This is a genomic window from Rothia sp. HMSC061C12, assembly GCF_001815755.1.
GTDB classification, from domain to species: Bacteria; Actinomycetota; Actinomycetes; order Actinomycetales; family Micrococcaceae; genus Rothia; species Rothia mucilaginosa.
In genome coordinates, this window is record NZ_KV821843.1 from 232,496 (window position 1) to 245,898 (window position 13,403).

13 protein-coding genes and 1 tRNA gene are annotated in these 13,403 nt (G+C 57.5%); 1 reads left to right on the forward strand and 13 read right to left on the reverse strand.

From position 1 onward, the window contains the following. The first annotated feature begins 69 nt into the window (after positions 1–69). Positions 70–1,146 (forward strand): LacI family DNA-binding transcriptional regulator, encoded by a 1,077-nt coding sequence (locus HMPREF3055_RS02470; RefSeq protein WP_049353793.1) that lies wholly within the window; start codon positions 70–72, stop codon positions 1,144–1,146. 103 nt (positions 1,147–1,249) lie between these two features. Here the strand turns inward: HMPREF3055_RS02470 and HMPREF3055_RS02475 are convergent, their stop codons facing one another. The 13 genes from HMPREF3055_RS02475 to HMPREF3055_RS02530 all read right to left on the reverse strand — a co-directional run bounded on the left by HMPREF3055_RS02475 (position 1,250) and on the right by HMPREF3055_RS02530 (position 13,081). Next, positions 1,250–1,903, reverse strand: coding sequence for a GNAT family N-acetyltransferase (locus HMPREF3055_RS02475; RefSeq protein ID WP_070737731.1), 654 nt, complete (start codon positions 1,901–1,903; stop codon positions 1,250–1,252). 274 nt (positions 1,904–2,177) lie between these two features. Continuing rightward, positions 2,178–4,175, reverse strand: a complete 1,998-nt coding sequence (locus tag HMPREF3055_RS02480) for a PTS sucrose transporter subunit IIABC (RefSeq protein WP_070737734.1) — start codon at positions 4,173–4,175, stop codon at positions 2,178–2,180. Between the two features lie 239 nt (positions 4,176–4,414). Beyond that, positions 4,415–5,956, reverse strand: coding sequence for a glycoside hydrolase family 32 protein (locus tag HMPREF3055_RS02485; protein WP_070737737.1), 1,542 nt, complete (start codon positions 5,954–5,956; stop codon positions 4,415–4,417). Between the two features lie 322 nt (positions 5,957–6,278). Next, a complete protein-coding gene (rplL, locus tag HMPREF3055_RS02490) occupies positions 6,279–6,653 on the reverse strand; it encodes a 50S ribosomal protein L7/L12 (RefSeq protein WP_005508362.1) in 375 nt (124 codons plus the stop codon). A 156-nt stretch (positions 6,654–6,809) separates the two neighbouring features. Then, a complete protein-coding gene (gene rplJ / locus HMPREF3055_RS02495) occupies positions 6,810–7,340 on the reverse strand; it encodes a 50S ribosomal protein L10 (RefSeq protein ID WP_005504882.1) in 531 nt (176 codons plus the stop codon). Between the two features lie 400 nt (positions 7,341–7,740). Beyond that, positions 7,741–8,634: an ATP-binding cassette domain-containing protein gene (locus HMPREF3055_RS02500; protein ID WP_256387795.1), complete on the reverse strand. Its 894-nt coding sequence runs from the start codon at positions 8,632–8,634 to the stop codon at positions 7,741–7,743. Further along, the gene (locus HMPREF3055_RS09475; protein ID WP_256387796.1) at positions 8,598–8,894 is read right to left on the reverse strand and encodes an ATP-binding cassette domain-containing protein; all 297 of its coding nucleotides are present in this window, start codon (positions 8,892–8,894) and stop codon (positions 8,598–8,600) included. The genes HMPREF3055_RS02500 and HMPREF3055_RS09475 overlap by 37 nt, the downstream gene beginning before the upstream one ends. Before the next feature lie 101 nt (positions 8,895–8,995). Further along, positions 8,996–9,970, reverse strand: a complete 975-nt coding sequence (locus HMPREF3055_RS02505) for a TDT family transporter (RefSeq protein WP_070737740.1) — start codon at positions 9,968–9,970, stop codon at positions 8,996–8,998. Between the two features lie 303 nt (positions 9,971–10,273). After that, a complete protein-coding gene (gene rplA, locus HMPREF3055_RS02510; protein WP_070685709.1) occupies positions 10,274–10,969 on the reverse strand; it encodes a 50S ribosomal protein L1 in 696 nt (231 codons plus the stop codon). A 137-nt stretch (positions 10,970–11,106) separates the two neighbouring features. Further along, positions 11,107–11,535, reverse strand: coding sequence for a 50S ribosomal protein L11 (gene rplK, locus HMPREF3055_RS02515; RefSeq protein ID WP_005504870.1), 429 nt, complete (start codon positions 11,533–11,535; stop codon positions 11,107–11,109). Positions 11,536–11,801: 266 nt separating this feature from the next. Beyond that, the gene (nusG, locus tag HMPREF3055_RS02520) at positions 11,802–12,548 is read right to left on the reverse strand and encodes a transcription termination/antitermination protein NusG (RefSeq protein ID WP_049327539.1); all 747 of its coding nucleotides are present in this window, start codon (positions 12,546–12,548) and stop codon (positions 11,802–11,804) included. Between the two features lie 104 nt (positions 12,549–12,652). After that, positions 12,653–12,931, reverse strand: coding sequence for a preprotein translocase subunit SecE (gene secE / locus HMPREF3055_RS02525; protein WP_070688594.1), 279 nt, complete (start codon positions 12,929–12,931; stop codon positions 12,653–12,655). Positions 12,932–13,008: 77 nt separating this feature from the next. Next, positions 13,009–13,081: transfer RNA gene (locus HMPREF3055_RS02530), tRNA-Trp, on the reverse strand. Positions 13,082–13,403: the final 322 nt, after the last annotated feature.

The window sequence follows — 13,403 nt, forward strand, 5'->3', positions numbered from 1 at the left end:
CGTTAGCTCCTGTGAAGAAGGTATAGTAGAAAGATATGTCAATCGTTTAACATATCGAAGGGAGCCCCCGTGGCAAAGCCCAAACTCAGCGACGTTGCAGCCCTAGCGGGCGTCTCCCCCACCACGGTCTCCCGCGTACTCAATAACCGCGGCTACCTGAGCGAAAATACCCGCACCAAGGTCCACGAGGCGATGCGGGAACTCGGCTACCGCCCCAATGCCATCGCCCGTAGCCTGCAGGGTCAGCGCTCGCAGATGGTGGGCCTTATCTTCCCCACGGTTGCGAACCCCTTCTACGGGGAGATGGTGTACCGCCTCGAAAGCCACCTTGCCGAAGAGGGCTACCGGGTCATTCTCTGCAATAGCGACGATCACCCCGAGCAAGAAAAGCGCTATCTGGAGATGCTCTTCTCCAATCAGGTGGACGGCATCATCAGCGGCGCCCACTCAGATGCGCTGGTTAACATTCCGCATGCGCAGGCTCCCCTGGTGACCGTAGACCGTCTCGAAAGTGGTTTCTACCCGAATATTCGCTCCGATAACTACGGAGGTGCCCGCGCCGCCACGGAGCACCTCATCGCCACGGGTGCGCAGAATATTGTGCACGTAACTTCTACCCTGGGTGAGCATAATGAGCGTCAGCGCGGCTACCGTGAGGCAATGCTTGAGGCGGGGCTCATGCCGGAGTTTGTAGAGCTGGGCTTCCGCCCTTCGCTGGGCATTAAGCGCGAGGTGCTCTACCGCTACCTGGATGAGCGTGCCGATAGCCCCGAGCCGGTGGACGCGGTCTTCGCCTCCAACGATAATTACGCCGCACTCACCCTGGGGTGGGCGCGTGCTCGAGGCATTCGCGTTCCTGAGGATTTCCAGGTGATTGGCTATGACGGCACGCAGAGCGTTCAGTTACTCATGCCGGAACTAGCGACCGTGGTTCAGCCGATTGAGGGTATAGCGAAGCGTACCGCGCAGCGTCTGCTGGAGTTGGTTGAGCTGCAACAGGGAGAATCCGCGGAGGAAGCTGCTCCCCCGATGAGCCAGCCTGAGGATGTACTCCCCGTTGAGCTCCATCTGGGGGCTACGGTGCGTTCCATCCCAGATCTGGATCAGATTCAGCCTGATATGTCTGCTCCGGATGAGCTCCAATAAGAATCTCGTCTTCTGAGAATAAAAATCCGCCCCACCGTGCGAGTGCTCACGGTGGGGCGGATTTTGTATATACATTTATCGGTTTTGTGAGCGTCCGGAAGTTTTAGGAGTTGCGCTGCACAATCTCGGTCGGGCCGGTTCCGGGGTAGACCATGCCAACGGCGTGCGCCTTGGAGAAGATACCGTGGAGCGGGCCGAGGGAGAAGAATCCGCGGCGCTCGTAGAGGCGTGCACTGTCGTAGGTCGAGGCTTCGAGGTAGGCGGGGTAGTCGCCAATGCGTTCGGTGCCGTAGTCGAGTAGCTTCGAGCCGATGCCGCGACCGCGGAATTCTTCGAGCACACCGATGTTGAAGAGGTACCAATGCTTGTAGGCGGGGCGGTACTTGAGGAGATGCAGCTCCATCGTGATGGCTCGTAGCAGGGTTTTACAGCCGAGAGCCTTGTAGTAGGCGCCTATCTGCTTGAGTTCGTTGAGGAAGGATCCTTCCTGGGATTCGGGGGTGCTCCAGAGGCAGACGCCGACAATTTTGCCGGTGGATTCGTCGATGCCAATGTCGATGCGTCCACGGTCCCGGAAGTTGCCATAGACCTGCAGGGTCATAATGGCGCGGAGCTTGGCAAGTTCCTGTCGGCGGCTACCACCTGCAATGACTGCCATCATGGCGGGGTCTCCGTCGAATGCGGCAATCAGCACCTCGAGCGCATCTGCATATTCATGAGACTCGGCGGTGCGGACGGTATAGGAAGCTGAGGTCATATTCACCCTTTACAAAAGCTTGAAACTATACATAAATATTAGCTGGATTATTCACTCCTGGCTAATAAATTCTGCCTTATCAAGACATTTTTCATAGCCATGCATCGAATGTGTGCCAGCTTATATTGCACCAATATGCATAAATTTTACGAATATTTATTCATGTTATTTTTGCATTACTTTGTAGGAAAATTTGAACACCCCGCACCAGCTCTAGGAAGAGCGGTACGGGGTGTACATCACGTTGAGGTTATCTACTCACTAAGAGTGCAGACTATGCGTTAGCCTTTGCCTTCAGTGCAACCTTCAGGAGTGAATCTGCGCTGGTGACAGATGTGCCCGAAGCCTGGACATCCTCAACCGAGGCAGCTGCCTTCTTGGCATTGGTAATCACCATGGGGGTTGCCAGCGGGTAGCCTGCCGCCTTGATGGCGGGAATATCGAACTCGGCGATGACGTCGCCGCGCTTAACGGTGTCGCCCTTAGCAACCTTGGGCTCGAAGTGCTTGCCGTCGAGCTCAACGGTGTCCATGCCGATGTGCATCAGCAGATCCAGGCCATCCTCGGTGCGCAGACCGTATGCGTGGCCGGTGGGGAATGCAACGGTAATCTTGCCGTCAGCCGGCGCGTAGAGCTTACCTTCGGTGGGCTCCACTGCGGTGCCTGCACCCAGTGCGCCGGAGGAGAAGGTGGGATCCTTGACGTCAGCCAGCAGAACCACGGAACCGACCATATGGGAGCCGATTTCGACGCTCTCGCCAGCCTCAGTTGCTACAGCGGCAGCGGGAGCTGCAGCAGCTGCTGCGGGAGTAGCGGGAACAGGAGCGGCGGGTGCCTCAGCCTCCTCAGTGTTGCCAGCCTCAACCTTCTTACCCCAGATGAAGGAGGCAACGAAAGCGATGACGGTGGTCAGGATGAGGCAGCCGAAGAAGCCCGGGATACCAGCGCCAACAGTCGGTTCAATCGAGGGGAAGCCAAGGTAACCAGCGGCGCCAAGCTTACCCGCCTTAATTCCAAGAATAGAAGTAAACATCGAACCAATACCCGCGGAGACGATTGCAATGTAGAAGGGCCAGCGCAGAGCCAGGTTCACACCAAACATTGCGGGCTCGGTAATGCCGAGGAATGCGGAGGGTGCAGATGCCGAAGCAATACCCTTGATCTTCTTGTTCTTGGTGGTCAGTGCGACACCGGCTGCGGCAGCACCCTGCGCCACGTTAGACATGGAGGCAACGACGAAGATGAAGGAACCACCGGTAGCCCACAGGCTCATCTCGATGGGCGGGAATGCCTGGTGCATACCGGTCATCACGATGAATGCGTAGAAGGTACCGAAGAGCAGACCGCCGAGCGGGCCGGCAACGGTGTAGAGCCAGTTGATGCTTTCACCCAGCCAGGTGCCCAGCTGGAACATCGGGGGTCCGACCAACAGGAAGGTCAGGAAGCCGGTGATCAGGATGGTGAGGGTCGGGGTGAAGATGAAGTCGATGGTTCCCTTGAGGACCTTGTGGAAGAACTTCTCGACGTGGGACAGGATAAATGCGACCAGCATGATGGGCAGCACGGTACCCTGGTAGCCCGCCTGCTGAACCTGCAGACCGAAGAGGTTCCAGTACTTCATCGGGTCGGTGCCTTCAGCACCTGCCAGGGATGCTGCGACGTTGTAGCCATTCATCAGGGCCGGGGATACCATTGCGGCACCCATGGTCATACCCAGGTAGGGGTTACCGCCGAAGACCTTGGTGGCGGAGAAGCCGACCAGCACGGGCAGGAAGGCGAAGGGAGCTGCGGAGAGCAGGTTGACGATATCCGCGAAGTCAGCCCATTCAGGGAAAAGTTCAATAACTGCCTGGGGGCCAAAAATACCCTTAGAGGTCAGGAGGCTATTGAGCGCCATCAGCATACCGCCACCGACCAGCACCGGGATGAGCGGCACGAAGATGTCAGCAATGGTCTTGATGAAGCGGGAGACAATGTTGCCCTGCTTGGAAGCAATTTCCTTGAGCTCGTCCTTGGATGCCTCGGGTGCGCCAGCAGCGATGAGATGCTTGTGAACCTCGTTGACGTCGCCGGGGCCGACGATAATCTGGAACTGGCCAGCGTTAAGGAAGCTGCCCTTGAGGTCTTCGTCGTTGTCGATTGCCGTCTGGTCGACCTTGTCCTGGTTCTTCAGGACGAGGCGAAGGCGGGTTGCGCAGTGTGCGGCTGCAACGATATTGCCGGCGCCCCCGACGTCCTTCAGCACGCGCTGTGCCACTGACTTGTGGTCCACGCTCGCTCTCCTTTGTTTGGAGCACCACCGTATGATGCTTTGTGAATGAGGTGAGATATGTCTGTGTGTGCATGTCATGCATATGTCATACGTTTGACATATCGGATGTAAAACATGGTATCACGGGAAAGTTCTTAAAAGCGAGGGCCCACCCTCCACACGGAAAGTGAGCCCTCAGACATATTCAGAAATTACCGGAAACCACCCGTGCGGGCGGCTCCTAACGCTTAGAAAACGGCTTAGAGACGGCCATACTCCAGGGACAGCACCTCGCCATCGGTCAGGCGGACGCGGCGTTTATCGCCCTTGAAGAAGGTGCGAGCGGTCATGACCTCAGCGCCCATGGATGCGACCAGCTTGCCACCCACGTACAGTTCGGTAGCCGAGCCGTCCACGAGCAGGTCAAACTCGCGAATCTTCGAACGCTTCAGGGTACGGCGGCGCAGGCTACCGCCCTCGGTGTAGCGGGTACCGCCACGGTCCATCTGCACAAAGTCCTTATCCAGCACAATGCTCAGAGCCACGCCGTGAGTGTCCTTAATCTTCAGCTTCACGCGCTCATCAGAGACGTTCACGCGGCCACGCAGACGGAAGGTCAGGGCGTTCTTCAGCTCCACGAGCTTGCCCTTCTCCTCCTCACGGTACAGAGGCTTCATCTCCATCGCGTCATTCAGCTGCGGAACCGGACGCTGGAAAATCTTGCCGTTACGCAGGTGCAGCTCACGCGGATAGGTGAACATGTGCACCCAGCGGTGACTCCACGAGGGCAGGTCGTCCTGGGCTGCGTTACCCAGCCACGCAATCATCACCGGGGCATCCCCGCTCACGGTGTGCGGTGCCTTCGGGTCAGCGGTCAGACCGGTACCGGAGATAGTCTGCGGTGCGTAGAACTCGAAACCTGCGTCCAGCTCGGTGAAAGGGGTCTCCACGGTGAACTTGAGGGTCTCGTTATCCAGCGAACCAACAATGTAGCCGCTCTGGAAAATGTTGTTGTACTTCTCGCCGAGGGGCTCCATGCCCTGCGGGCTGAAAATCAGCACGTCGCGGATTTCGCCGGTCAGCTCATCGCGCATGCTCAGCAGGGAGGGGCACTCATACATGTAGGTGCCCTTGAGGGTCTTGTCCTTGATGCCCAGCTCGCCGCGGAAGGTCCACTCGCGGCGATCCTTGGAGGTGTACACAACCACAGCGCCGGTCAGGTCCTCACGCTGAGCACCAATGACCATCCACCATTCGCCGTTACGCTCAAAAACGTGCGGATCGCGGTAGTGTGCAGTGTAGCCCTTTGCGGGGCCGGAAATCAGCGGGGGCAGCTGACGGGTCGGCTTCGCGTCCTCACCCGCAGTTGCGAGAATCTGGTAGGTTTCGCGGTTGCCCTTTTCGTCCTTCACGTTACCGGTGTAGAAGAACTCAAAACCGCCGGGAACCTTAATACCGGAGCCGGAGTAGCAGCCGTGCGAGTCGTAGCGGCTATCGGGAACCAGCGCGGTACCCTCATCGGTCCAGTGGGTCAGGTCCTCGCTCACCGCATGACGCCAGTAGACCATACGCTCCGGGTGCAGGGGCGAGTACTGGTAGAAGGCGTGATAACGCTTACCATCGAAGACCAGACCGTTCGGGTCATTCAGACGGCCCACGGGAGGCGCCAGGTGTAGAGCCGGGTAATCGCGGTCTTCACGAACACCGGCACCGAAAGCGTCCAGGACCTGCTGTGCTTCAGCCGCCAAGTCGCGGGCGGGTCGCTCGGTTGCGCTCTTCTTCTTTTTCTTCTGCTCGCTCATGTCTATCCGCTTTCGTGCAAAGGAATGTCTGGGTTGTCTCATCCCATCATACGGCACCTCTGACCCGTTGCCGGGCCCTAGGAGAGAGGCACCACAGTGCTCTCAGCCTCTCTCATCCGGGGCACAGGGTGGTCACAGCGGCTTATACCGCCACCTGCCGAATATGTAGCGCATACCCCGTTTGCTACAGGAGAAAAGAGCGGACACGGCAAAGCCCTGAACCTCCCCAGTCTTCATACCGGGCGGGTTCGGGGCCGTTAAATGCCGCGAGGCGGCACATCCGATGGATGCACCGCCCGCGTAAGAATCGAGAAGAAGTCGATTACTTGAGGGTGATGGTTGCGCCAGCAGCCTCGAGCTGCTCCTTAGCCTTCTCAGCGTCTTCCTTGGAAACGCCCTCGAGCAGAGCCTTGGGAGCGCTGTCAACCAGGTCCTTTGCTTCCTTCAGGCCGAGGGAGGTCAGGGCACGAACTTCCTTGATCACTGCGATCTTCTTGTCGCCAGCGGACTCCAGGACAACGTCGAACTCGGACTTCTCTTCAGCAGCCTCGCCTGCTGCGCCGCCTGCTACAACTGCAACGGGAGCAGCTGCGGTGACGTCGAACTCTTCCTCGAATGCCTTGACGAACTCGGAAACCTCAACGAGGGACAGTTCCTTGAATGCTGCAATGAGTTCTTCGATGGACAGCTTAGCCATTGTTTGGCTCCTTCACTATCTGGTGCGGGCTGACGCCCGCGGTGTAAATCTTCAGTACCTACCCCGAAAGGGTCGGTCAAATTTAGGGTGCGTTACACGCTATTCGCGTTCACGCTGCTGAGTATCTCAGCGCTGGTGCAGTAGCACGAAAGGGGCTTATGCCTCTTCCGAAGCCTCCTCGGCTGCAGCGGGAGCTGCGCCTTCCTGCTCCTCCAGCTTGACGCGCAGTGCGTCCACAACCTGTGCGATGCGTGCGATGGTAGCCTTTGCACCACCTGCAACCTTGGACAGCAGAACCTCGCGGGATTCCAGGTCAGCGTAGCGCTTGACGTCGTCCTCGGTCAGAGCGGCACCTTCGTAGTAACCGTTCTTCACAATCAGCTGGGGGTTAGCCTTGGCAAAGTCACGCAGGCCCTTAGCAGCATCAATCAGGTCGCCCTTGATGAATGCCAGTGCGGAGGGACCCTGGAGGTGGCCTTCGAATGCGTCGATGCCAGCTTCCTTAGCTGCGATAGCAGCCAGCGTGTTCTTCACCACGGCGTATTCGGTCTCTGCACCGAGTGCGCGGCGCAGCTCCTTGAGCTGTGCAACAGTGAGACCGCGGTATTCGGTCAGGATGACTGCGTTCGAAGCTTCGAAGAGTTCCTTCAGCTCGGATACTGCAGCGATCTTTTCCTGAGTCGCCATGGTAGTTCCTTCTTCCGATTCTTGTAAGGTCGCCGGTAGAGCCTCGAAGCATTTATTGCAAGCAATAAAAAATGCCCCGACGCGTAGGCGTACGAGGCACGATAGACGGCACCCTAAATCAGGGTAACGACTATTCACTTCGAGTTACCTACGCGGGCGGCGATTTCTAGTGAAATCTGCTCTTATCAGAACTCTGTTCTTCGTCTCCACCGAGGTGGCGATAAAGGACATAGTTCTAGACCGGCGGTCTTTGGTTCATTCATCATCTCAGGTTAAAGCCCGAGTCGCAAGTTAAAAACGTGATTAAGCGGGATTAATCACTTAAAGACCCCTTTTTAAGCCAATTAACCGCTCTTTCTCCCGCCTAAAAGGCCCGATTGAAAGGCCCAGAAACCGTGTTCTAGAGGTAAAAGCGCTTTCCACCTGAGAACAAGAAGCAACGCTCCGCTGCCACACCCAGGTGCACCCGCTCTCCCACACTCAGGAAAGTACTGTTCGGGGAGGTTCCGCTCAAGGTGGCGCCCTGCGCATCCGAGATAAAGAACTCAAGCTCCTGACCGGCACGCACTCGGGCACACGTTCGGGCGCTCAGCTCAGAATCCGCCGAAGCCCGCCGAGATTCCAGAGGCAGGGACACCGCCTCCAACAGACGCGCACGGTACAGCATGCCACCCACCAGATGGCGGCTGCCAAGCACCTGCACCGGCAGAGCATGAGCAGCGTCTGCTGCCACAGGGCACAGCGCGGTCGCACGAATCGCCAGCTCACACCCGGCAGGAAGAAACTCCGAGTCCTCAAGCTCCAATAGGTTCAGCGCGGGAGCCGCCAAAAGCTTCGCCACCTGCAGAGTATGCGGATGCGCCAGCAGACGCTCCGGAGTATCAACCTGCACCAGGTAACCGGAATCCATCACCGCGACCCGCTGCCCCAGCATGAGCGCCTCATTCTGATCGTGGGTCACGTACAGGCCCGTAAAACCGTAGCGCTCGTGCAGACGCACAATATCCGCGCGGATACTCGCGCTCATCTCCTCATCCACGCTCGCCAGCGGCTCATCAAAAAGCACCACCGGAGCACGGCGAATCAGTGCACGCGCAATGCCCACACGCTGAGCCTGACCACCCGATAGCTGCGAGGGCTTACGGGAGTCCAGACCCTCAAGCTTCAACGCTTCCAGCAGCTCGCGGTAGTAGTCCATATCGACCCCACCGGAGAACGCTCCCAGACGGGTCGGGAACAGGATATTGTCCTTCACGCTCAGGTGCGGGTACAGAATCGGGCGCTGAAACACCACACCCACCGAGCCACGTTCCAGCGACTGACGGCATAGGTCACCCGACCCGCGCTCGGCTCCTCCAGCCCGGCAATGATGCGTAGCAGAGTCGACTTGCCCGTACCCGAAGAACCCACGAGGGAAATCAGCTCGCCGGGGTGAACATCCAGGTCAATCTCGTTCAGAACCGTCGTATCGGTGCCGAAGGTCTTAGCGACGCCTCGAATGCGCAGGCCTTCAAAGGGCTCCGCCGCGGCAGAAGAATAGGATGCAGAAGTCATTCCCCCATTATCGCCGAAACCCGCACCCGGCACGGGCGCAGAAGATAAGCGCCGTCATACAACGCCACACTAACCTCACGCCGGTACCTCACACGGGAACCTTAGCTCGGGCGCACCAACAGGCGTCCCTTCACAGCCAAATGCAGCGTACCCACCCACAGGAAGATGAGGAAAGCCGTACCCGCCACCGTTAGCGCAGGACCCACCAACCCCAGCGAGCCAGCAGCCGTCAAGCGAATACCGCTCGCCGCCATGGAAGCCATACCGAACGAGAAACCCCACATGCTCATCGAGAAACCACCCTCAAGAGTCCAGGGGAGCAAACGCATCAAGAAGAACAGCTGCAGAATGCCATAACCGGTCAGTATCAGGAAGAACCAGTCCACCGTGCCGCCGTTAGCCGCCAGGTACGCGTTACCACCCACAAAAGGCGGCGCCATCTGAACACCGATGACACCGCGCTCCCCCTGAGGTAGCGGGGCCAGGGTGCGCAGGCGGCTCAGAATTGCGGCCTCAACACTGAACCACGAAATCAGACCCGCACCGAAGAAGAGCATCGCCATATCGTGCCACCCCACAAAACCCATCGCCGTAGCGGTCGCAAAATTTGTCGCCACAGTCGGCAGATACAGCACCGGCGAGGCAGCCTCAGGCGCATACCCACCACGCCATGTACCGGCAATACGATGAGACGCGAAATACAACTGACCCACAGCTCCCAGCACCACCAGAGTCAGAGCCGGAACCTCAGCATACGGGTAGAGAGCCGCACCCATCTGCGCCGTCGTCGCCGGAATCAGCGAAAAGAAGCAGGTACGCGCCGGATGCTCCCAAAAACTACGCACCCACGCACGGTACTTCACCATCGAATGAACCAAAAACCCCACAAGAAGCAGCCACACCACAGCGTTAAAAGCCAGGATGCTCTCCCCCACCCAATCAGGTGCCATTCCCTTCGACGCACCGGTACGCCAGGCAGCGCCCAAAGCACCGGTGCCCAGCGCCACCGCAAAATAATTGACCGGCACGCTGAGACCGCGACGGGCGCTCTGCTCGTTCTGAAGGGAAGAAGGCATTAGGTTTTACCTCTCATAGTTGTAGGGCAGGATGGGGGCACGCAGCCCCAATATGTGTTTCGACGGTGCCGGGGCATGGGCAACGCCATAGGAACCAGGGACCAGAAAAACATTCTATGTTTTAAGCCTATATAAGCTGGAAGTCCGTGACGTACTTTAACTGGCCCCGGTCACACATGTCTTGAATCTTCACGCTGTGTTTTGAATCTTCACACAGACAAAATCATGCACAAAAAATCGCCCCCGACGCCTAAACGTCGGGGGCGACTACTAGCTAAATGCTAGAAGCTACAGGTGCATACCTTAGGCAGCAACGGCAGCCGGATCAACGGGGATGCCGGGGCCGAAGGTGGTAGCAACGGTTGCCTTGGAGATGTAACGACCCTTAGCCGAAGAGGGCTTCAGACGGTTAACTTCTTCCAGAGCTGCCTGGAAGTTCTCCTCGAGCTGCTCAGCGGTGAAGGAAGCCTTACCGATGATGAAGTGCAGGTTGGAGTTACGGTCAACGCGGAAGTCGATCTTACCGCCCTTGATGTCTGCAACAGCCTTTGCAACATCCATGGTCACGGTACCGGTCTTGGGGTTCGGCATCAGGTTACGGGGACCCAGGATCTTACCCAGGCGGCCGACCTTGCCCATCATGTCGGGGGTTGCAACCGCTGCGTCGAAGTCAGTCCAGCCGCCAGCGATCTTTGCGATCAGCTCGTCGGAACCAACGTAGTCAGCGCCAGCTGCCTCAGCCTCAGCAGCCTTGGGGCCTGCTGCGATAACGACCACGCGAGCGGTCTTACCGGTGCCGTGGGGCAGGTTCACGGTACCGCGAACCATCTGGTCTGCCTTACGGGGGTCAACGGACAGACGCATTGCAACCTCAACGGTTGCGTCGGTGTTGGTGGAAGAGGTTTCCTTCGCCAGGGCAACTGCCTCAGCGGGGGTGTAGAGCTTACCCTCTTCAATCTTGGCTACAGCTGCCTTGTACGCCTTGCTGCGCTTTGCCATCTGCTTTTCTCCTTATGCAGTTGTGGTCTCGTGAGCCGCGCTCGGCTCTGCCACATCCCGTCCATACGACGGGCATTTACAAGTTCTGTGTAGAAAAATCTACGGTGCCGATTACTCGGCTATTCGGCGAACCGAAATTACTCGACGGTGATACCCATGGAACGAGCGGTACCTGCGATGATCTTGGAAGCAGCATCCAGGTCGTTTGCGTTCAGGTCGGGCATCTTGGTCTCAGCGATCTCACGCACCTGAGCCTCGGTCAGCGAACCAACCTTGGTGGTGTGAGGAACAGCGGAGCCCTTAGCAACGCCAGCAGCCTTCTTGATCAGCTGGGAAGCCGGAGGGGTCTTGGTGATGAAGGTGAAGGAGCGATCCTCGTAGACGGTAATCTCAACGGGGATGATGTTACCGCGCTGCGACTCAGTTGCAGCGTTGTATGCCTTGCAGAACTCCATGATGTTCACACCGTGCGAGCCCAGTGCGGGGCCGACGGGGGGAGCCGGGTTAGCGGCGCCTGCCTGGATCTGCAGCTTAATGAGGCCAGTGACCTTCTTCTTGGGAGCCAATGTAGGGTCCTTTTCTTAGCTGGGAACCGACGCACAGGAGCGTACGCCGGCAAGACGGTGACCGTGGCGCGGTCACCCGTGCATCCGCATGAAAGCGTGACATGCGCATACACAAACCAACATTCTAGCGTTAATCAGCGACTTAATCCAGCGCCAGCTAGCAGAAAGAGTAAACCTCACCCGCACAGCCACCATCGGATATACAGTCACTACAAAATATGAGCCCCGCACCGAAGTGCGAGGCTCATATTCACACGCTAAAAACGTTAAATCTTTTCGATCTCGGTGAAGCTCAAGGTCACCGGGGTATCGCGGCCGAAGACAGAAATCATCACGACAATCTGCTGGGACTCGCCCTTGATCTCCGAAACGGTAGCGTCCATGCCTTCGAAAGCACCGGACTTCACGCGGACGTTCTCGCCCACAGTGTAGTCGGACTCAATAACGGGCTTGGAAACGGGCAGACCCTGGCTCTGCTGCTGCTCTTCGAAGACCGGCAGGAGCATGTCAAAGACCTCGTCCATACGCAGCGGGACCGGGTTGTACGCATCCTGACCCACGAAGCCAGTCACACCGGGGGTGTGGCGGACAACGCCCCACGAGTGGTCGGTCAGTTCCATACGAACCAGAACGTAACCGGGAACACGCACGCGGCGGATGGTCTTCTTCACGGTGTTCTTGAACTCAACCACGGTCTCCATGGGAACCTGAACCTCGAAGATCTCATCTTCAGCTTCCAGGTTCTGGATACGGGTCTCGATACCGGTCTTCACCTTGTTCTCGTAGCCGGAGTAGGTGTGAACCACATACCAGTCGCCCATCTGACGGCGCAGCTTGGACTTGAATTCTTCCAGAGCGTCGACTTCCTCAGCAGCCTCAGCAGCTGCTTCAGCCACCTCGACAGCCTCGGTAGCTTCCTCAGCCTGCTGCTCAATAGCTGCAGACTCCTCAGTAGCCTCAGCAACGGCTACCTCGACCTCTTCAATCTCGGATACCAGTTCCTGCTCGGACACGTCGCTCCTACTTTCTATCGTTAATCATCTAGAGAGGACTTCCACTCGCCAATGCGCTGAGGGAAATCACTGATGGGGCACCCCAAATAAGGATGCAGCCTGTACTAGTTACGCTGAATGGTTCCGTTACCGAAAATCCAGAATGCTCCCTGGCCGAAAAGATAATCCAGACCAGAAATAAGAAGGAGCATCACCACGACGAAGAACAGAACTCCGAAGAAGTAACCAACCAGTTCACGTCCGGTGGGAGTAGTAACCTTCTTCAACTCCGCAAAAACTTCACGGAGGAATGCAAAAATACGGCCGAAGAAACCGAGCTTCTTATCGTTCTTCGACGATGCGCCGGGCTTAACAACCTTCTCGGCGGTAGCAGACGATGCCATTTCTTCTGCCCCTTTCTGAGTCTAAAAAAGTACGCCCGGGGTGCGGGCGTACAAATTATTTATTGAGGCAATAAAAGCAGGGCGGACAGGACTCGAACCTGCAACCTGCGGTTTTGGAGACCGCTGCTCTACCAATTGAGCCACCACCCTTTGAAGCGTTAACTTCAGGTGTGAGAGTTGCTTCTCACTTGTCTACTCCTCCACTGCCTCCTAAGCCGTGGCTTTAGAGGGGCAAACAATTACACCCTTGCGGGTGCAGAACTAACTGTAAACCATCTTTCGGGGCTGATGCAACTTCAAAATGTAATATTTTTCGAAAAACCTCTTGAGATACCTTGACGAAGGGTTCCGTATCGCTACTAGTGGACCGTATCCTATTACAAGGAACGCCGCACACACCCGCGCCCATCAGGCGCAGATTGGTCCTGCACGCGCATTCCCATCACCTATTTCCTTGTCGACTTCACGCCGG

What these genes read in the sequence shown, in the direction of transcription:
- HMPREF3055_RS02475 (WP_070737731.1), bottom strand. Translation starts at nt 1,903, where the DNA reads ATGACCTCAGCTTCCTATACCGTCCGCACCGCCGAGTCTCATGAATAT.
- HMPREF3055_RS02485 (WP_070737737.1), bottom strand. Translation starts at nt 5,956, where the DNA reads ATGAGCGAGCAGAAGAAAAAGAAGAAGAGCGCAACCGAGCGACCCGCC.
- rplL (WP_005508362.1), bottom strand. Translation starts at nt 6,653, where the DNA reads ATGGCTAAGCTGTCCATCGAAGAACTCATTGCAGCATTCAAGGAACTG.
- rplJ (WP_005504882.1), bottom strand. Translation starts at nt 7,340, where the DNA reads ATGGCGACTCAGGAAAAGATCGCTGCAGTATCCGAGCTGAAGGAACTC.
- HMPREF3055_RS09475 (WP_256387796.1), bottom strand. Translation starts at nt 8,894, where the DNA reads ATGACTTCTGCATCCTATTCTTCTGCCGCGGCGGAGCCCTTTGAAGGC.
- HMPREF3055_RS02505 (WP_070737740.1), bottom strand. Translation starts at nt 9,970, where the DNA reads ATGCCTTCTTCCCTTCAGAACGAGCAGAGCGCCCGTCGCGGTCTCAGC.
- rplA (WP_070685709.1), bottom strand. Translation starts at nt 10,969, where the DNA reads ATGGCAAAGCGCAGCAAGGCGTACAAGGCAGCTGTAGCCAAGATTGAA.
- secE (WP_070688594.1), bottom strand. Translation starts at nt 12,931, where the DNA reads ATGGCATCGTCTGCTACCGCCGAGAAGGTTGTTAAGCCCGGCGCATCG.